This is a genomic window from Paenibacillus sp. FSL W8-1187 (assembly GCF_037965485.1).
Classification (GTDB): domain Bacteria; phylum Bacillota; class Bacilli; order Paenibacillales; family Paenibacillaceae; genus Paenibacillus_O; species Paenibacillus_O pasadenensis.
Genome location: NZ_CP150181.1, coordinates 4384539 through 4402533, shown reverse-complemented (window position 1 = coordinate 4402533; position 17995 = coordinate 4384539). Strand labels below are relative to the sequence as shown.

Annotated in this window: 17 protein-coding genes; 14 read left to right on the top strand and 3 right to left on the bottom strand. The window is 66.2% G+C overall.

From position 1 onward, the window contains the following. Window positions 1-9: 9 nt before the first annotated feature. A complete protein-coding gene (locus NYE40_RS19055; RefSeq protein WP_339278792.1) occupies window positions 10-1665 on the top strand; it encodes a UDP-glucose--hexose-1-phosphate uridylyltransferase in 1656 nt (551 codons plus the stop codon). A 357-nt stretch (window positions 1666-2022) separates the two neighbouring features. Next, entirely contained in the window at window positions 2023-2457 is a 435-nt protein-coding gene (locus NYE40_RS19050; RefSeq protein WP_228551670.1) for a hypothetical protein, read from the top strand. 131 nt (window positions 2458-2588) lie between these two features. Here NYE40_RS19050 and NYE40_RS19045 read toward each other — a convergent pair whose 3' ends face one another. Beyond that, on the bottom strand, window positions 2589-2819 hold the full coding sequence (locus tag NYE40_RS19045) for a DUF1128 domain-containing protein (RefSeq protein WP_028598517.1): 231 nt from the start codon (window positions 2817-2819) through the stop codon (window positions 2589-2591). A 178-nt stretch (window positions 2820-2997) separates the two neighbouring features. Here NYE40_RS19045 and yyaC point away from each other — a divergent pair, with 178 nt between their 5' ends. The 8 genes from yyaC (at window position 2998) to NYE40_RS19005 (ending at window position 12604) form a co-directional block, all read left to right on the top strand. Continuing rightward, a complete protein-coding gene (yyaC, locus tag NYE40_RS19040; protein WP_052333134.1) occupies window positions 2998-3582 on the top strand; it encodes a spore protease YyaC in 585 nt (194 codons plus the stop codon). 37 nt (window positions 3583-3619) lie between these two features. Further along, complete coding sequence (locus tag NYE40_RS19035; RefSeq protein WP_028598516.1) at window positions 3620-4450, top strand: alpha/beta hydrolase; 831 nt, start codon at window positions 3620-3622, stop codon at window positions 4448-4450. 51 nt (window positions 4451-4501) lie between these two features. Next, window positions 4502-5149: a DUF6483 family protein gene (locus NYE40_RS19030; protein ID WP_028598515.1), complete on the top strand. Its 648-nt coding sequence runs from the start codon at window positions 4502-4504 to the stop codon at window positions 5147-5149. A 111-nt stretch (window positions 5150-5260) separates the two neighbouring features. After that, on the top strand, window positions 5261-6466 hold the full coding sequence (locus tag NYE40_RS19025) for an SAM-dependent methyltransferase (protein ID WP_028598514.1): 1206 nt from the start codon (window positions 5261-5263) through the stop codon (window positions 6464-6466). An 84-nt stretch (window positions 6467-6550) separates the two neighbouring features. Further along, complete coding sequence (locus NYE40_RS19020; RefSeq protein ID WP_084137059.1) at window positions 6551-8281, top strand: GGDEF domain-containing protein; 1731 nt, start codon at window positions 6551-6553, stop codon at window positions 8279-8281. 125 nt (window positions 8282-8406) lie between these two features. Next, window positions 8407-9489 (top strand): HD-GYP domain-containing protein, encoded by a 1083-nt coding sequence (locus tag NYE40_RS19015; protein ID WP_028598512.1) that lies wholly within the window; start codon window positions 8407-8409, stop codon window positions 9487-9489. Between the two features lie 30 nt (window positions 9490-9519). Next, window positions 9520-10434, top strand: coding sequence for a hypothetical protein (locus NYE40_RS19010; RefSeq protein ID WP_028598511.1), 915 nt, complete (start codon window positions 9520-9522; stop codon window positions 10432-10434). Window positions 10435-10978: 544 nt separating this feature from the next. Continuing rightward, window positions 10979-12604, top strand: coding sequence for an O-antigen ligase family protein (locus tag NYE40_RS19005; RefSeq protein WP_028598510.1), 1626 nt, complete (start codon window positions 10979-10981; stop codon window positions 12602-12604). Window positions 12605-12652: 48 nt separating this feature from the next. On the opposite strand, the gene NYE40_RS19000 is transcribed toward NYE40_RS19005, so the two are convergent. Both NYE40_RS19000 and NYE40_RS18995 read right to left on the bottom strand, forming a co-directional pair. Next, complete coding sequence (locus NYE40_RS19000) at window positions 12653-12964, bottom strand: hypothetical protein (RefSeq protein WP_028598509.1); 312 nt, start codon at window positions 12962-12964, stop codon at window positions 12653-12655. A 148-nt stretch (window positions 12965-13112) separates the two neighbouring features. Then, window positions 13113-13577 carry a cupredoxin domain-containing protein gene (locus tag NYE40_RS18995; protein ID WP_028598508.1) on the bottom strand — a complete coding sequence of 155 codons (465 nt, stop codon included), beginning with the start codon at window positions 13575-13577 and terminating at the stop codon, window positions 13113-13115. 178 nt (window positions 13578-13755) lie between these two features. Here NYE40_RS18995 and NYE40_RS18990 point away from each other — a divergent pair, with 178 nt between their 5' ends. From NYE40_RS18990 to NYE40_RS18975, 4 genes are all read left to right on the top strand, one after another. Further along, window positions 13756-14364, top strand: a complete 609-nt coding sequence (locus tag NYE40_RS18990; RefSeq protein ID WP_028598507.1) for a DedA family protein — start codon at window positions 13756-13758, stop codon at window positions 14362-14364. Window positions 14365-14430: 66 nt separating this feature from the next. After that, complete coding sequence (locus NYE40_RS18985; protein WP_028598506.1) at window positions 14431-14997, top strand: thioredoxin family protein; 567 nt, start codon at window positions 14431-14433, stop codon at window positions 14995-14997. An 8-nt stretch (window positions 14998-15005) separates the two neighbouring features. Next, window positions 15006-15641: an MBL fold metallo-hydrolase gene (locus NYE40_RS18980; protein WP_052333135.1), complete on the top strand. Its 636-nt coding sequence runs from the start codon at window positions 15006-15008 to the stop codon at window positions 15639-15641. Between the two features lie 73 nt (window positions 15642-15714). After that, window positions 15715-17961 carry a Tex family protein gene (locus NYE40_RS18975; RefSeq protein ID WP_339278791.1) on the top strand — a complete coding sequence of 749 codons (2247 nt, stop codon included), beginning with the start codon at window positions 15715-15717 and terminating at the stop codon, window positions 17959-17961. Window positions 17962-17995 lie beyond the last annotated feature (34 nt).

Sequence of the window (17995 nt, the reverse complement as noted above, 5' to 3'; positions counted from 1 at the left end):
CTGCATCCCATGACAACGCATCAACCCGCTTCGTCCGCCGAGCAGGCGCTGCAGGCGGTCGAGGCACTGATCGCCGGCGCGCTGAGGCGCGGCCTGCTCGAGCCGCTCGACGCCGGCGCGGCCCGCAACGCCGTGCTCGACCTGCTCGGCTTCGACGCGCCGCTGCCCGGCGAGGAAGAACGGCCGGCCTGGAGCCAAGGCCTGCTCGAGCCGCCCGCCTGGGCGTCCGGCAAAGCCGGCGCCTCCCCGTCCGCCGACGGCCCGGGCATGCCGGAGCTGCTCGCTCCGCTGCTCGATTATGCGGCGGAAGCCGGCATCGTGCCGGATCGGACCGTGACGCAGCGGGATCTGCTCGATGCGCGCATCATGGGGCTGCTCCTTCCAAGGCCGTCGGAGACGCAGGCGCGCTTCGCCCTGACCGCGGCGAGCCAGGGCGTGGCGGCGGCGACCGACTGGTTCTACCGGCTCAACGTCGACAGCAACTACATCCGCATGGACCGCGTCGAGCTGAACCGGAGCTGGACGCATCCGACGGAGTACGGCGAGCTGGAGATTACGGTGAACCTGTCGAAGCCCGAAAAGGACCCCGCCGAGATCGCCCTGCTCAAGACGCTGCCTCCGTCGAGCTACCCGAAATGCCTGCTCTGCAAGGAGAACATGGGCTACGCGGGACGCGCGGACCATCCGGCCCGCCAAAACCACCGCATCCTCCCGCTCCAGCTGAGCGGCGAGGCATGGTTCCTGCAATATTCGCCTTATGTGTACTACAAGGAGCACTGCATCGTGTTCCGCGCCGAGCATGTGCCGATGGCGATCAGCGAGGAGAGCTTCGGACGGCTGCTCGACTTCGTCCGGCAGCTGCCGCATTATTTCGTCGGCTCCAACGCCGACCTGCCGATCGTCGGCGGCTCGATTCTGAGCCATGACCATTTCCAGGGGGGCCATCATGCGTTCCCGATGCAGACGGCGCCGATCGAGGCGAGCTTCCGCCATCCCGGCTACGAGGATCTCCGCTTCGGCATCGTCCGCTGGCCGATGAGCGTGCTGCGCGTCAGCGGCAGCGATCCGGACCGGCTGCGGCGGGCGGCGGGCGAGCTGCTCGCGGCCTGGCGAGGGTACAGCGATCCCGAGGCGGAGGTGCTGGCGTCCAGCGTCCAGAACGGCGAGCGGGTGCCGCACAACACGATCACCCCGGTCGCCCGCAGAGGAGCGGACGGCTCCTACGAGCTCGACCTCGTGCTGCGCAACAATCGCACGAGCGAGCGGCATCCGGAGGGCATTTTCCATCCTCATCGCGAGCTGCATCATCTCAAAAAGGAGAACATCGGCCTGATCGAGGTGATGGGACTGGCCGTGCTGCCCGGCCGGCTGAAGCAGGAGATGGAGCTGCTCGCCTCCTGTCTGGACGGCTCGGCCTCGTGGGAGCAGGCGCTGGCGGAAGGACCGCCGACGATGGGGCAGCATTGGCTCTGGCTGGAGGAGCTGCAGGCTTCGGCCGGCGGCGCGGCGCTGGAGCGCGGAGAGGCGCTGCGGCTCGTGGAGGCTTCGGCTGGCGACAAGTTCCTGCAGGTGCTACGGGATGCGGGAGTGTACAAGCAGACCGGAGAAGGACGGGAAGCGTTCGGACGCTTCCTGGCCTCGGCCGGCCTCGTGCCGGCTGGTTGACCGAAGCGGCGGCGCAGGGTCGGAGCCGGAGCAAAAGCATCAGGACGAAGCCCGGGGGCGGGAGAGCCTCCGGGCTTCGTCTTTTTTGCATTCCGATCGAGGCGCATTCTGTCGAATCTGCATGAATGTGAACAAAATTTCTGGTCGAAATTTACCGATGTTCATAGATTGATCAAAAATGGCGTCATCAAGAGGTCGATTGTAAAAATAAATTAAAAAATCAATTGTAGAACGTTCGTTTCTATGGTATTTTTTTATATATAAACGTTAATAAATTGACTATTATCACGTTCGACATGTTAATGTGGAGGGGAAGCGAAAACGATGCAAATTATGCCGCTTGAGGATTTTCTGAAATTGGACTCGGACGAACAGGTCGAGAAGCTGAAGCGCTGGAAGGCGGACTACACGCTCAAGGATATCCGCGAAGCCTGGAACTTCAAGCATTCCGCCCAGTACTACATGCTGCTCAAGAAGCTGCGCATCTACGAGCGCGTCGTCAACAAATCGGACAAGTTCTACCCGGACCAGCTGAACGGCAGCCAGGCTCCGGCGGGAGAGCGGACGAGCTTCTCCTACCCGGCCCGCGAGCAGAAGCTGCCGGCCGATCAGTTCGGCTACCAGCTGAACGTGACGCTGACGGGACCGGAGCTCGCCGACAAGCTGGAGCGCCTCGCGGCCTTCCTGCGCGGCGAGCAGAAGAGCGTATCCGTACGCCTCTCCGTGGAAGCGGCTGCCGAGGAGGCCGGCGCCTCCGAAGAGGGCCAGGAAGAAGAGCAGACGGCCGTCTAAGCCGGATCGCATCGCGCCATGAAACGCCAAACAAGGTACCCGCTGCTGCGCGCGGGTACCTTGTTTTGATGTCGGGCCTTTCCGGCGCGGGGCCGGATGAAGGGCGGGGACGGCGCTGCCGGCGCCGGCCGTCAGCCGACTCTGCGGAGCTTGCCGAGCTCGGAGACGAGCGCCTCCACCTCGGAGATGCTGAACGACGGCTTGGAGGCGACGACCTCGTACAGGTCGCGGATGTCCTCGTAGCGGTCGATGGAGAAGGAAGAGGCCTGCATCGCGGCGGCCGTCGCCATGCGGAGCTTCTCCTTGATCGCCTCGATCATGAATTCGACGTTTTGCTGGGTAGGCTCGTTGAGATCTGGCATAGGTTCCTCCTGTGGACTTGCTCTGCTTTCGGTCCATTGTATCATGAATGCCGGCCGCTCGCCGAGAGCTCGTTGAATCTGCTCCCGCACATCCGTTACAATGAAGCGAGACGGGCGGGTCAGGGAGCGGACGGCGGCATCAGGCGGCGCTCACCCCGCGTTAATGAGGGTGCGGATAATGAATCGTGAACCAAAAACGAACCGGATGGAAGATTCGGCCAAATGGGCTCGCGTGGACAAGGCCGGGCTGCAGACGTTTTTCGAGGCGGTGGCGGCCAAGTTCCCGGCTCGGGAGGACGTCGTTTTCCTCTGCATCGGCAGCGACCGCTCCACGGGAGATTCGCTCGGGCCGCTGGCCGGCTCGCTGCTGGCGGAGCTCGGCTTTCCGCGCGTGCTGGGCACGCTGGAGCATCCTTGCGACTCGGAGCAGGTCGGGCCGATCCTCGCGACGCTGCAGGAGGCGAGCTGCGTCGTAGCGATCGACGCCTGCCTCGGGAGGGCCGAGTCGACCGGACTGTATCTGGTGCGCAGCGGGCCGCTGCAGCCGGGCCAGGCGATCGGCCAGCATCTGCCGCCGGTCGGCGATTACAGCGTGGCGGCGGTCGTCAACACGCAGGGACATAAGCCGTATTGGATCATTCAGACGACGAGCCTGTACCGGGTGCTCGGCATGGCCCGCACGATCGCGGATGCGGCGGCGGCGGCCTGGCCGGGGGAGGACCGCGCGCCGGCAGGTTTGATGCCCGGCTCGCCGCGGCAATAAGGACGACTACATGCACGACGAAAGGATGAGGATGTCGATGTCGAACCGAACGCTCGCCAACCGCAGGCTTACGCTTCAAGGAGGCGCCGATCTGGCCTACCGCGACAACGGAAGAGGCGGCGAGGCCGGAACCGCGCTTGTGCTGCTGCACGGATTTTGCGGCAGCTCCGCCTATTGGGAGCCGCTGCTGCCGCTGCTCGAGCCGCATGGAAGGGTCATCGCGCTCGATCTGCGCGGGCATGGCCAGTCATCCGCCGCCGGCGAGGACATCATCGGCATGGAGACGCTCGCCGACGATGTCGCGGAGCTGCTGGAGTCGCTTGAGGTTGGCCCGGCGGTCGTGCTCGGCCATTCGATGGGAGGCTACGCCGCGCTCGCGCTGGCCGAGCGGCATCCGCAGCTGCTCGCAGGACTCGGCCTGATCCACTCGACGCCGCTGCCGGACAGCCCCGAAGCCCGCGAGGGCCGGGACAAGGCCGCGGCCGCGCTGGCTGCGGACGGCATCGTGCCGTTCGTGGACGGGCTCGTGCCGAAGCTGTTCGCGCCCGGAGCGGACGGCAGCCTGCTGGACAAGGCCAAGGAGATCGGCTACGGCACGGCCGCGTCCGCAGCCGCCGCGGCGGCGCGCGGCATGAAGGCTCGCCCCGACCGCAGCTCCGTGCTGCAGTCGCTGGAAGCGCCGCTGCTGCTCGTCGCGGGCAGCGAGGACGGCGTCGTGCCGCCGGCCAAGGCATTTGCCGCCGAGGCGCCCCGGACGCGCAAGGAAACGCTGGACGGAGCGGGACATATGAGCATGATGGAGCAGCCGGAGCGGCTGGCCGGACTTATCCGGGACTGGCTCGGCTTCTTGCCGGGGCAGAGCCGCTAGCGGGCGGTCCGGCCGGCAGTCGTCGCGAGGCATCATCGGAGGAGGGATCGCATGTTCCAGAGGGATTACATCATGCGGATGATCGAGGGCATGGCGCAAGTATCGGCGACGATCCTCGGCCTGCGCAAGGCCGGCAAGCAGGAGGAGGCGCTGCAGGTCGTCGAGGAGCTGCTCGACCGGCAGTTCGGCATGAACGGCAGGCTGCTCAAAAGCTTGTCCGAGGACGATCTCGTCCGCATGCTGTCCCGTTCCGGCGATCCGGACCCGTCCCTGCTGCTCGGACTCGGGCTGCTGCTGCGGGAAGAAGCGTCCGTACAGGACGACCTCGGCCACGAAAGCGCCGCGTTCCATACGCGGCTGAGGGCGCTGCATCTGCTGCTGCGAGCCTCTTCGTACGGCGCGGAGCCGAGCCCGGACGGCGACGCCGAGCGGCTGCTCGGGGAGCTGTCCGCCTATGAGCTGCCCCCGGACAGCAAGCGCCGGATCGCCGCTTGGCGCGAGGAGCAGGGGCGGTACGATCGCGCCGAGGATTTGTGGTACGAGCTGCACGAGGACGGCCGGCTGGAGCCGGGCGAGCTCGGTCGTTTTTACGGCCGGCTGCAGCATCTGACGGATGAGAGCCTGGAGCGGGGCGGACTGAGCCGCCAGGAGCTGCTGGAGGCGGCGAAGCCTTGGCTCGCCGAGACCGGCAAGGAATAGAATGCGACCGAGCGCCGGCAAGCGGCGCGGACGGCGGAAGCGGCCCCAGCCGGCAGATGCGGCTCGGGGCCTTGCTTTTCGCTGCGGGAACGAAAGGAGCCGAATGCAGGGATGATGAAAGAAGAGTGGGAACAGGCGCTGGAGGAGGCGGTCGGACAGGAGGCGCTGCTGCAGGCGACGTTCAGCGGAGCGAAGGGCTCGGCCGAGGAAGAAGGCGGCCTGCCTCCTCGCACGGTCGTGCGGCCGGTGCGGCTGAAGGCGGGACTGCGCTACCAGTTCGAAAAGCACTACCCGACGAAGGTGCTGCATGAGAACGTCGAGCCCGGCGACGCCGCCGGCCGCATGGCCGGACTGCTGCGCGCCGGCTACCGGCAGGCGCTCGTCAAGACCAAGGAGGCCGATCTGCAGGTCTTGATCTCCAAAAAAGGAAAAGCCGCGCTGCTGCGCAAGCCGCCGACCGGCAAGGCGGCGGCCGACGCTCCGTCGCATGACCGGATGAAGAAGCGGGTGCTGACGGAGGGCGAGGCGCCGGCGTTCCTGCAGGAGCTGGGCATCCTGACCCGCGAGGGCAAGGTGAAGGCGGACAAGCAGGACAAGTACCGCCAGATCAACCGTTTCCTCGAGATGGTGCAGGACGTGGCGGCAGAGCTGCCGACGGGGCGCGAGCTGACGATCGTCGACTTCGGCTGCGGCAAATCGTATCTCACGTTCGCCCTCTACCATCTGCTGGCCGTCGAGCAGAAGCGGCCGCTGCGCGTCATCGGGCTCGATCTGAAGGAGGATGTCATCTCGTTCTGCTCGGCGCTGGCGGAGCGGCTCGGCTACGACAGGCTGTCGTTCCAGGTCGGCGACATCGGCCAGTTCGGAGGGCTCGAGCAAGCCGACATGGTCGTCACGCTGCATGCCTGCGATACGGCGACCGACGCCGCCTTGGCCAAAGCGGTCGGCTGGGACGCCTCGGTCATCCTCTCGGTGCCCTGCTGCCAGCATGAGGCGTTCCGCCAGATCCGGAGCGAGCCGCTCGCGCCGCTGCTCGACCACGGCCTGCTCAAGGAGCGCTTCGCCGCGCTCGCCACCGATGCGGCTCGCGCTTCGCTGCTGGAGGCGGCCGGCTATCGGACCCAGGTGCTCGAGTTCATCGATCCGGAGCATACGCCCAAAAACCTGCTCATCCGCGCCGTCCGCCGCCGGGAGTCGGGCTCTGCCGCCGAGCATCGCCTCCGGAAGTGGGAGGAGTACCGCCGCTACCGCGACTCGCTGAGCCTTGATCCCGCTCTCGAGAGGATGCTCCGCAGTGCCGGAAGGCTCCCGGAATAAACGGCCGGACGTTGCCAGGCACCTGGAATCGGCCCTTCTCCCAAGCGTCAATCCGTGCTGGAATTGCCTCGATCCTGTGCTATAATGGAAGACAATGGAACGATGCAGGGATGGGTGAAGGGCTTGGAATCATGGATTTGGATTGATTTCAGTGTGTCTGTCTTCATGCTCGGCCTGTTTTTTTATATTTTTATTCATAATCCAATAACACGCCTGCATAAGGCGTATTTGGTTTTTCACTTTTTCATGCTCCTCTGGCCTCTCTCACAGTTTCTCCTCCAAACGACGACGATCGTCCAATACCAATTGCTTTTCCGTTCGATCTCTTACGCGGGGCTGTCGCTGCAAGGGCTCGGCTGGCTCGTCTTCGTCTGCTTCCTGACGGGACGCTCCTATCTCCTGACCCGGCGGACGCTTGCGCTGCTGGCCGGTCCGACCGCGCTGCTCGCAGCGCTCGTGCTGGCCGAGCCTCGGCAGTTCTTCCTCTTCTCCGGGGACGGCGCGGGCGCGGTGCAGCGGTTCGGTCCGCTGTCCTGGGCGCTGCTGGCCCAGCTCATGCTGATGGCGGGACTGTCGATCGCCTGCATCCTCTCGGCGCTGCGCGCAGGAACGACGCTTCGCCATCGCAAGCAGGTCGGGATGGCTCTCAAGGGGCTGCTGCTGTTCCTGCTTTTCGGCTGGCTGGACCTGCTCGTCAACGTCGTCTACGACAGCCGCTTTCCCGATATCTCCGGCATCTCCTCGGTCGGGCTCGCGCTGACCGCCCTCTATTTCTGCGTCTCCATCGACCGCTACCGCGTGTTCGACATCGTGCGCATCGCCCAGCAGGACATCGCCGATTCGATGTCGGCCGGCCTGCTCGTGCTCGACGCGGAAGGCACGGTGCTGGAGGCCAACCGCTCGCTGCAGCGTTATCTGTCCGTGCAGAGCGGGGACCGCTTCGATCTGGGCGCTTTTTTGCGCTCGCAAAAAAGGTCTTCCGGAGAAACGGCGGCGGAGCTCGGCCGAGCCGGCGAGGCGGTGGCGGAGCCGATCCTGCAGGAGCTGGTGCTGAGCGCCTCCGACCTGCCCGGCGCGCCTTTGCTCCACGTCCAGGTGCACGCTTCTCCGATTGTGTCGGGGGAGCGCGAGCTGCTGGGGCGGGTCGTCACGTTCCAGGACGTCTCGGAGATCCGCCAGCTCGTCGAGGAGAAGCATCGGCAGAACGAGATGCTGCAGCTCCGCAACCGCGAGCTGGTCCAGATCCAGGAGGAGCTGTTCCGGGCCAATCTCAAGCTGGAGGAGATGGCGACGACGGACAGCCTGACCGGCTGCTACAACCGCCGCTTTCTCATGCAGCGGCTGGAGCAGGAGGTGGTGGCGAACGTCCGGTACCGGATTCCGTTCGCGATCATCCTGTTCGACATCGACCATTTCAAAGGCATCAACGACCGTCACGGGCATCTCGTCGGGGACGAGGTGCTGCTGGAGACGGCGACGGCCGTCAAGGGCATGCTGCGTCGCTCCGACGTGCTCGCCCGTTATGGCGGAGAGGAATTCGCGGTTTATCTCCCCCACACGACCCGCCTGCAGGCCGAGCGCCTCGCCGAACGGCTCAAGATCGGGGTAGAGGCGAACCGGGTCGCTACGGGACGGCCGGGACTGACGCTGTCGATTACGATCAGCCTCGGCGTCTTGTCGGTCGAAAACGAGAGTCCGCTCGGAATCAAGGACCCGAAGGCCTATTTGCGGGAATTGTTCGAGGAAGCGGACGCCGCGCTATACGAGGCGAAGGGCAACGGGCGCAACTGCATGGTCGGAAGGAGAAGGGCCTAGGTATACTTCGGGACGTTCGACCCCCTCAAAGGAATGACAACTCTTCGAACCATTTGGTAGAATAGAAGGAAAATCCCGTATGTCAGCTCAATTCCGGCTGGACCAAAAGAAAGTGGAGCCCAAGCATGAGAAAAGTACAACTCGACCGCATCCAGCCCGGCGCGACGCTGGCCAAGCCGATCTTCCGCGAGGACGGCAACGTGCTGCTGGGGGCGGGCATGCCGCTGAGCGAGCGGTTCATCCAGCGGCTGCGCGATCTTGGCGTCGACATCGTCTATATCGAGGACGAGCTTACCGCAGGCATCGAGCCGAACGAGACGCTGCGCGAGGAGACCCGCCGCAAGGCGGCCGCGGCGATGCACAAGCTGGTCGCCGACCAGATGAGCCAGTCCGCCGTCAAGGGGCGGGCGGCACGGCCGGAGCTAGGCCGCGTCTTCCGGTCGGTATTCAGCGAGATCCTGAACGATGTCATGCGCCGAGAGGACGTGTTCGCCGGGCTGAGCGAGATCAACACCCACGACTCCTATCTATTCCAGCATTCGATCAACGTGGCGGTGCTGGCTGGCATCATCGGCATCGCCAAGGGCTACAACCGCAATCAGCTGGAGGAGCTCGGCATCGGCGCGCTGCTGTTCGACATCGGCATGACCAAGGTTCCCCGCGCCATCCTGGACAAAAAGGGACCGCTCACGGCCGAGGAGCGCAAGGTCATGGAGCGCCATGCGGTCGACGGCTACGATCTGCTCCGGAAGGAGCATGATCTGTCCCTGCTGTCGGCTCACTGCGCCCTGCAGCATCACGAGCGCTACGACGGCAGCGGCTATCCCCGCGGCCTGCGTGGCGGCGAGATCCACGAATACGCGCAGATCGTCGCCATCGCCGACGTGTTCGACGCGCTCACCTCGTCGCGGTCGTACCGCAAGCGCTATACCCCGTCGGAGGCGATCGAGTTCCTGTTCGCGGCCGGCAACACGTATTTCGACCTGGAGCTGGTGCGGCTGTTCTGCAGCCATATTTCCATGTACCCGGTGTCGACGACCGTGCTGCTCAGCACAGGCCAGATCGGAGTCGTCGCGCGCAATTTCCAGGTGGCTGTCCATCGTCCGGTCATCCGGATCATCCGCGAGGCTGGAGGCAGAGTGCCGGCCGAGCCTTACGAGATCGATCTGCGGGACCAGCTTCATGTGACGATCGTTCGCGAGATTTAGCTTGGCCACTAAGGATTGGGGAGGATCAAGATGATGCAGCCTGATTCAACGGCTCCCGCTCAAGCAGCAGAAGAGCCGGCAGCCGTACTTGCCGGAGACAGCCTGGAGACGACGCTCATACCCGCGCTGCTCCTCGGCAGCCGCACGCTCGTCGAGCAGCGGCAGCTGTCGGCGGTCGGCACGCTTACTCTGCTCGAAGGGGACTTGATCGAGATCGAGGCGGAAGGGCCCGAGCGGTTCCGTCTCGGCGAATCCGTCTGGCTGACGGTGGAGTCGCCGTCCGGCAGCTACCGCATGGCTACGCGCGTGATCGGCCGGCGCGCCAAGTCGCTCGCGCTGCTGTTCCCCTACGAGCGCTATCGGATCATGGACGAGAAGCGCATCCATCCGCGGGTCGAGGTGAACTGTCCCGGCCGCCTGCTCCTGGACGACGAGCGGCTGAAGCGCGAGCCGACGAGAGCGGATCTGCTCCGCTACAGATGGTCCGACGAGCTGCGGCATGAAGGTCTCGACGAGGCGCTGCTGGAGAAGCTCGTGCGCCTCATGGACGAGGAGGATCTGCATCTGCTCGAGGAGGAGGAGCGGTGCCGGCGGGAAAAGGCCGCGCGCGCCGAGATCGTCGTCTCCAACATCAGCCTGGAGGGCGTCGGCTTCCGCGCTGCGGGAGGCATGGAGCTGGAATGCCACGGCACCGTAGGCGCCGTGCTGGATCTCGGCTTCGAGCTGAGCTGCACGCTCGAGATTCTGTGGCGGCAGGACGCCGCAGGCGTGCTCAGCTACGGCGCGCGGATGAGCGGCTTCACCGCCGAGGGAGCGCGCCAGCTGAGGGCGTTCGTGCTTCACGAGCAGATGAAGCAGTATTATCAGGTGCGCCGCGGACTGGCGGCGGACGATGGCGCAGCCGCCGGTCTCGAAGCCGCGCCGGGCGAGGACGCGGAGCACTGACCGGCTTCGTCCGCGCGAATGGCGCGGCGGAGAGCGGCAGGCCAGGCGGGAAGCGCGGGCTTGCCCTGATGAGCGTGTTGGTTTTAATGCCGAAATAGCGAAACCGGAGAGCGTGCTCTCCGGCTTTTTTCGCTTTTCGCAATGGGACTGCCCCGTGCGCCGAAGCAAGGGAAGAAGGTCCCTTGCACGCGGGCTGGCCGGGGCCGATCGCCGAAGCAAGGGAAGAAGTTCCCTTGCTCGCTCGTCGGCGGGGTGACTCCTTTCATGTGGGAGCCATCCTTCATCGCTTGTTCGGCCGTCCCCTTAGCCAAGTGCGGCCGTCTAAGTCGCGCTCCGGCAGGCTAGAATGCTACCAAAGGCCGCGGCGATCGCCTGTTGGATCAACTAGGCGGCAGGTGCCGACTGAGCGGCGGAGGAGGGGCGGCAATTGGCGGATGGCATGGAGGCGGGAGAAGCGGATTCGAAGAGGGCGAGGGCGACGCTTCTCTTGGCTAGAGGTCCCCTTGCTCGTGCGAGGAGAACAGGTCGTAGAGCGGGAGCCAGAATGGTAGCAGGGAGAGCGGATACGGGACTTCGGCTCGCGCGCGCGGCGGGACTGGCGCGCATCTTGGAGTCGCAGCGCTGGCGCGACGAGCTGTTCCATCGGCTCGCGCGCGCGGCGGGACTGGCGCTGCTGCTGAGCGCGGCTTTTCGCCGCTCCGGCTGGTTTTTCGATCGCGACGGGCATGGCTTCGTGGCGCTGCTGGCGGCATTCGGGCTTGCCGCTTTTTTACGAGGAGACCCGGGAGGATGGCGCTTGGCGCAAGGGAGCAGGGGCGGCAGGCTGCCGCTCGCCGCGGCTTGCTGCATCGGACTCGCGCTGCTCTATGCGGCGCGTAGCCTCGGATCGCCGGTCTCCGTCCAAGGCAGCGTGGAAGAAGCGCTGCGCTGGCTTTCTTTCGGCTCGTTGGCCCTCGTGCTGGCGGCATGGCAACGGAAAGAGCGTCGGCCCGAATCGGCCGTATCCGCCACGGCCTGGGCGCTGCAAGGCTTTTCCGCCTTCGCGGCGGCAAGCTCGCTGGCCGCCTGGTGCGGCTGGATCGTCGGCCCTGACTTCATGCTGCGCACCGCCGACGGACGCTTGAGCGCCACGGGCGCCAGGCTCGCCGGCTACCTGCAGTACAGCAATGCGCTCGGCGCCTTCGCCGCCGCGCTGCTGGCGTGGCAATGGCTCGTTCTCGCGCGGAGCGGCTCGCCCCGGCTTCGCCGCAGCGCCGCTTGGCTGGCTCCGCCCTGCCTCGCCGTGCTGCTGCTGAGCGAGTCGAGAGGAGCGCTGCTGGCGCTGCTGGCGGCGGCGGTTCCGGGCTTGCTGCTGGCGCGCCGCTTGTCCAGCCGTGCGGAGCCGGGACCCGGCCGTTCCGCGCTCCGCGCGGAGCGGCTGCGCTGGCTCCTCGCGGCCTGGAGCAGCTTGCCGGGAGCAGCTGCGCTGGTCGCGATCGCCCGCTTCCGCGAGCGGTCGACGGAGGCGGCGCTCGCCCAGGACGCGGCCGTCTGGCTCGCCCTGCTGGCGGCTTCGGCAGCAGGCGCCTTCTGGATCAAGCGTACGATGGCGGCCTCAAGCGAGCGCTTGTCCCAGCCCGCTACGGCGGCGGCAGCTGGGCCTGCGGCCGTCCTGCACGCCGGCATCCGTTCCGCCGCCGTCCTGCTGCTCGGCGCCGCCGCGGCGCTCAGCCTGAGCCGCGGCGGCGGCTGGGACCGGTTCGATCCCGCCGAACCGACCTCGGCGGCGACCGGAGCGTCGCGTCTGCTGCTCTATCGCGGCGGCTGGGCCGCCGCCCGCGAATCCTGGCTGCTCGGCTACGGCGCCCGGGCGTGGGAGCTGCTGCGGGGCTCGTTCCAGTCGGCGCCGTATGCGGCCGGGGAAGTGCATAGCGGCTACCTCGACATGCTGCTGACCGCCGGGGCTCCCGGCCTCGCGCTGCTGCTGGCGCTCGGCGCTGCGCTGCTCGCGGCCGCAGGCGCGAAAGGCGCGCTCGGCGCCGTGCCGGCGGCCTCGCTGCTGCTGCATGCGGCGATCGACGTGGACATGTGCTACGGCGCCTACTGGCTGCTGCTGCTTGTCCTGTCGGCCGCAGGCGCGTCCCTCGCTCCGCCCGCGTCCGCTGCCCGGACAGAAGGCGGAGACGGCTAGGAGGCGCCGGCGTGGACGGGAGCGGGCCGCCGCGCAGGGCGGCGGCGCTCAGCCGCCGAAAGCATCCCGGAACGCCAAGCGCAGCCGCTCCGGCTCGACCTCCCACAGCTCGGCGATGTCGCCGCAGACGTTCTCGTCCCACCAATCGCACAGCTTTTTGCGGTTGTCGTGATTTTCGTGGACGAAGATCAGGTTGAGGCCCACTTTTTTCGTGTACAGCTTCTCCGCCTGCTCCATCTTCTCCTTGGGGATGAACGTCTTGAGCCGCTTGGCGGTCCGGTACAGCTCGTTGCTGCAGGCGCGCCGGATCTTGCGGGCCGTCGGCAGCTCGGCCGCGTGCTTCGTCTTGTGGCTGTTCATGGAGCCCACTCCTTTCGTTCTCCATCTATATGCCGGGACGGCTGCCTCGGTGCGGGGAAGGACGGGAGGCGCGCGCGCCTTCAAGCCGCAAGGAAAAGAGCCTTTCTTCTCGCTTCGGGAGAAGGAAGGCTCTTTCGTTTTTTTTCGCTTACTGGACGTGAATGTAGCCGACCATCGGGCCGCTGTGCTTGAGATCGGTGTGGATCTGGCATTCGATCGGGTACACGCCGGCCTTGGAGGCGACGAAGCTCACCTCGGTCGTCTCGCCTTTCTTGACCTCTCCGCTGACGCCGAGCCCCTTGATGGTGAAAGGATGGGAGGCTCCGTTCACGCCGCTGATGCGCAGCGTGACCTTCTCGCCCTTGGGCACGATGATCGTGGCCGGGCTCCATTGGTACACCTCGAGCTCCTCGCCGCCGCGCGTCGTCGTCTTGAATTCTCCCGTCACCATCTCATAGACATGTCCCGTATCCGGCTGCTGCGCGGCGGCCGAGGCGGGGAGCGGATCCCCCTGCTTCGGGTAGAGCTGCCAGCAAGCGAGCGCCAGGACGGCGATGGCGAGCGCGAGACCGGCCGTCCTTAGTTGGCGTTTCGTAATGATGATCGCTTTCATGCTTCGTCTCCCTTCTTGTCCGGTGCTGTCCTATTTTTATGCGGGGGACGGTCTGTCCATGCCAGCGGAAACGGGCCGATCCATCTATGGCATCTCTTGACAGCCCTATGATAGAATACCGATGACAGAAGCGGCTCGGACGAAAGCCGCGAGAGATGGAAATGAAGGAGTGGAGCGCATGCATCTGCTGCATGATCTGGTGGACAAGCTGCTCGGCATCGTCGAGCAGCTCGGTTATTTCGGCATCATCCTCGGCCTGGCGATGGAGGTCATCCCGAGCGAGATCGTGCTCGGCTACGCCGGCTACATGGTCTCGACCGGCAGCATGACGTTTTGGCTGGCGGTGCTGTGCGGCACGGTCGGCGCGGTCGTCCAGCAGTGGATCCTCTATGCGATCGGCCTGTACGGAGGACGGCCCTTCCTCGACAAGTACGGCAAGTACATCAAGATCAAGCCGAAGCATATCGACGCGGCGGAGCGCTGGTTCGACCGCTACGGTCCGGGCATGGTGTTCACCGCCCGTTTCGTGCCCGTCATGCGCCAGGTGATCTCGATTCCGGCCGGCATGGCCCGGATGTCGCTGACCCGGTTCACCGTGCTGACGGCGATCGCCTCGCTGCCGTGGGCGATCCTGTTCGTGACGATCGGGCGCAGCCTCGGCAGCAACTGGGGCCAGATCAAGGAAAAGGCGGCCCCGTACACGATTCCGGCGATCCTCGTCGCGCTCGCGGTCATGATCGTTTATGCGCTTTTCAAGTACCAGCGCTCGCGCGGACGGACCGTCTGATTGAGCAGGCGAGCCGCCATTTGATACAATGAATGCAATCGATCCATAACCCAAGGAGTGATTCCGATGGCACGCAGCGTAGCCAGCAAGCTGAACCAAGGCATCAGCCCCCGGCAGTTCCGGGACGGCATGACGAAAAACAAGGATGCTTTCGACGACTGGTACGACAAGTTCGAATGGCCGAGCGAGGACGATCGGGAATTTTTCGAGCAGCTGAACAACCGCGACGACCTGCGCGTGCTCATCCTGATGGCCGAATGGTGCGGCGACGTCGTGCGCAACATCCCGGTCGTGTTCCGCGCGCTCGAGAATAGCGGCGTTCCGGTGGAGGTGCTCGTCATGGAGGAGCATCTGGACACGATGGACGAGTTCCTGACGATGGGCGGACGCTCCGTGCCGGTCGTCATCGTGGCGGATACCGGCGGCCATGTGCTCGGCACGTGGGGACCGCGTCCGGAGCATGTGCAGGAGGCGATGAGGGCGTTCAAGCGGGACAATCCGGACCGCGAGGCGCCCGACTACCAGGAGAAGCTGTCGCTGACGCGGCAGGAGATGGGACGCCGGTACGGAGAAGGAACCGGCTATCAGGCGGTCATCGTCCGGGAGCTGCGCGAGCTCCTCTCCTCGTTCTGATGGCGGCGATGAAGATCGTCCCGTTCGTGCTCGGACCGATCCAGACGAACGGCTATCTGCTCGTCAACGAGGAAACGAACCGGGCCGTCGTCATCGACCCCGGCATGAACCCGAAGCCGCTCTTGAACCGCATCGCGCAGGATTCCATCCAGCTCGAAGCGATCCTGCTCACCCATGCCCATCTCGACCATATGGGCGGGGTGGACGAGGTGCGCAAGGCTTGCGGCTGTCCGGTCTACATCCATGACCTGGAGGCGGACTGGCTGACCGATCCGGCGCTCAACGGCTCCTTGCGCTGGAGCCATATGACGCCGCCGCTGACGACCGATCCGGCCGAATATGCGCTCGAAGAAGGCATGCGGCTGAAGCTCGCGGGCTTCGAGTTCCGCGTGCTGCACACGCCGGGCCACAGCCCGGGCAGCGTCAGCTTCCTGCACGGCAAGAACCTGTTCTCGGGCGACGTGCTGTTCCGCGAGTCGGTCGGCCGCACCGATCTGCCCGGCGGACGAGAGGCGGATCTGTTCAACTCGATCCGGGGCAAGCTGTACCGGCTCGACCCGGACGTGACCGTCTACAACGGCCACGGGCCGAAGACGACGATCGGCCACGAGATGGCCCATAATCCGTACGTACGGCTGGGATGACCGGCCATCCGCTCCCGTCCTGCGGCGCCCGCCGCCGGCGGGAGCGGTTCATTTTTGGACAGGAGGAATCGGCATGGCGGAGCAACAAGCAGGCGTGAAGGAAGCCGAGGGCGAGCGGACGGCGGCGCAGGCGGCGGAGGAGCAGGAGCGGATCGTGCGCGGCATCGCCCAGGAGCTGGGCTTGCCGCTCGGCAAGGTCAAGTCGGCGGTGTCGCTGCTGGACGAGGGCAATACGATTCCGTTCATCGCGCGCTACCGCAAGGAAATGACCGGCGAGCTCGACGAGAACGAGCTGCGCGGCATCGAGGAGAAGCTGGCCTACCGGCGCAATCTGGAGGACCGCAAGCGCGAGGTGCTGCGGCTGATCGGCGAGCAGGGCAAGCTGACGCCGGAGCTGGCGCAGGCGATCTCCGCCGCGTCCAAGCTGCAGGAGGTCGAGGATCTGTACCGGCCGTACCGGCAAAAGCGCAAGACGCGCGCTTCCGTCGCGCGGGAGCGGGGGCTGCAGCCGCTGGCCGACTGGCTGCTCTCGCAGCCGCGCCAGGGCGAGCCGCTCGCCGAGGCGCGCAAGTACGTCACGGGCGAGGCCGGCGCGCAGACGCCGGAGGAAGCGCTCCAAGGCGCGATGGACATCGTCGCCGAGAGCATCGCCGACGACGCCCGCATCCGCGCCTGGGCGCGCAAGTTCACCGCGGAGCAGGGCGTCATCCGCTCCGAGGTCCGGCAAGCGGGAGCGGAATCGGTGTACGAGATGTACTACGACTATCAGGAGCCGCTGCGCAAGCTGCCGCCTCACCGCACGCTCGCGATCAACCGCGGCGAGCGCGAGGAGGTGCTGCGCGTCTGGCTGGACGTTCCGGCAGCGCGCATCCATGACCATATCCTCCGCCATACGCTCCGCCAGGGCGTCGCGCCGGCGATTCGGGACGTGCTGGCCGCCGTCGTCGAGGACGCGTACAAGCGGCTCATCGCGCCGTCGATCGAGCGCGAGGTGCGCGCGGAGCTGACGGAGCGGGCGGAGGAGCACGCGATCGGCATCTTCTCCGCCAATCTGCGCAGCCTGCTGCTGCAGCCGCCGGTGCGCGGCCATGTCGTGCTCGGCGTCGATCCGGCGTACCGCACCGGCTGCAAGCTGGCGGTCGTCGACGCCACCGGCAAGCTGCTGGAGGTGGCGGTCGCCTATCCGACGCCGCCGAACAACAAGGTCGCCGAGGCGGAGCGGCTCATCGGCTCGCTGATCGACCGCCACGGCGTCACGCTCCTCGTCATCGGCAACGGCACCGCCTCGCGCGAGACGGAGAGCTTCATCGCCGCGCTCATCCGCGGCCGCGTCGCTGCCGGCAAGCCGGGCGCCGAGGCGCTCCGCTACATCATCGTCAACGAGGCCGGAGCGAGCGTCTACTCCGCCTCCAAGCTCGCCGCCGAGGAATTCCCCAAGCTCGATGTCGCGGAGCGCAGCGCGGTATCGATCGCACGCCGGCTCCAGGATCCGCTGGCGGAGCTCGTCAAGATCGAGCCCAAGGCGATCGGCGTCGGCCAGTATCAGCACGACGTCAGCCAGAAGCGGCTCGGCGAGACGCTCGGCGGCGTCGTCGAATCGGCGGTCAACCACGTCGGCGTCGACGTCAACACCGCCTCGGCGTCGCTGCTCTCCTATGTGGCGGGCATCAATGCGACGACGGCCAAAAACATCGTCAAGCATCGGGAAGAGACCGGGGTCTTCTCCTCCCGCAAGGAGCTGCAGAAGGTGCCGCGGCTCGGCGCGAAGACGTACGAGCAGTGCATCGGCTTCATCCGCATCCCCGAGGCGGAAAACCCGCTTGACCGCACGCCGATCCATCCGGAGTCGTACGGCGTCGTCGACCGGCTGTTCAAGCAGCTCGGCCTGTCGCTCGGCGAGGTCGGCGGCGAGACGGCCCGGCAGCGGCTGGCGGCTGCCGACATCCCGGCGCTCGCGTCGGCGATCGGCGTCGGCGAGCCGACGCTGCGCGACATCGTAGACAGCCTCATGCGGCCGGGGCGCGATCCGCGCGAGGAGCTCGCGGCGCCGGTGTTCCATCAGGACGTGCTGGCGATCGAGGACCTGCAGCCGGGCATGGAGCTGCAGGGCACGGTGCGCAACGTGATCGACTTCGGCGCTTTTGTCGACATCGGCATCAAGAACGACGGCCTCGTGCATATCTCTCAGCTGAGCCGCAAGTTCGTCAAGCATCCGATGGACGTCGTGTCGGTCGGCGACGTCGTCACCGTCTGGGTGCTGAATGTCGATCTCAAAAAAGGCCGCGTCGGCCTGACGATGCGCGGTCCGAACCCTTCCTGAAAAGACGAAAGGCCTCTCCTCCGACTCGGGCAGT

What these genes read in the sequence shown, in the direction of transcription:
- NYE40_RS19035 (WP_028598516.1), top strand. Translation starts at nt 3,620, where the DNA reads ATGTCGAACCGAACGCTCGCCAACCGCAGGCTTACGCTTCAAGGAGGC.
- NYE40_RS19025 (WP_028598514.1), top strand. Translation starts at nt 5,261, where the DNA reads ATGATGAAAGAAGAGTGGGAACAGGCGCTGGAGGAGGCGGTCGGACAG.
- NYE40_RS18985 (WP_028598506.1), top strand. Translation starts at nt 14,431, where the DNA reads ATGGCACGCAGCGTAGCCAGCAAGCTGAACCAAGGCATCAGCCCCCGG.
- NYE40_RS18975 (WP_339278791.1), top strand. Translation starts at nt 15,715, where the DNA reads ATGGCGGAGCAACAAGCAGGCGTGAAGGAAGCCGAGGGCGAGCGGACG.
- NYE40_RS19055 (WP_339278792.1), top strand. Translation starts at nt 10, where the DNA reads ATGACAACGCATCAACCCGCTTCGTCCGCCGAGCAGGCGCTGCAGGCG.
- NYE40_RS18995 (WP_028598508.1), bottom strand. Translation starts at nt 13,577, where the DNA reads ATGAAAGCGATCATCATTACGAAACGCCAACTAAGGACGGCCGGTCTC.
- NYE40_RS19000 (WP_028598509.1), bottom strand. Translation starts at nt 12,964, where the DNA reads ATGAACAGCCACAAGACGAAGCACGCGGCCGAGCTGCCGACGGCCCGC.
- NYE40_RS19005 (WP_028598510.1), top strand. Translation starts at nt 10,979, where the DNA reads ATGGTAGCAGGGAGAGCGGATACGGGACTTCGGCTCGCGCGCGCGGCG.
- NYE40_RS19010 (WP_028598511.1), top strand. Translation starts at nt 9,520, where the DNA reads ATGATGCAGCCTGATTCAACGGCTCCCGCTCAAGCAGCAGAAGAGCCG.
- NYE40_RS19045 (WP_028598517.1), bottom strand. Translation starts at nt 2,819, where the DNA reads ATGCCAGATCTCAACGAGCCTACCCAGCAAAACGTCGAATTCATGATC.
- NYE40_RS19020 (WP_084137059.1), top strand. Translation starts at nt 6,551, where the DNA reads ATGGAAGACAATGGAACGATGCAGGGATGGGTGAAGGGCTTGGAATCA.
- NYE40_RS19030 (WP_028598515.1), top strand. Translation starts at nt 4,502, where the DNA reads ATGTTCCAGAGGGATTACATCATGCGGATGATCGAGGGCATGGCGCAA.
- NYE40_RS18990 (WP_028598507.1), top strand. Translation starts at nt 13,756, where the DNA reads ATGCATCTGCTGCATGATCTGGTGGACAAGCTGCTCGGCATCGTCGAG.
- NYE40_RS19015 (WP_028598512.1), top strand. Translation starts at nt 8,407, where the DNA reads ATGAGAAAAGTACAACTCGACCGCATCCAGCCCGGCGCGACGCTGGCC.
- yyaC (WP_052333134.1), top strand. Translation starts at nt 2,998, where the DNA reads ATGAATCGTGAACCAAAAACGAACCGGATGGAAGATTCGGCCAAATGG.
- NYE40_RS18980 (WP_052333135.1), top strand. Translation starts at nt 15,006, where the DNA reads ATGAAGATCGTCCCGTTCGTGCTCGGACCGATCCAGACGAACGGCTAT.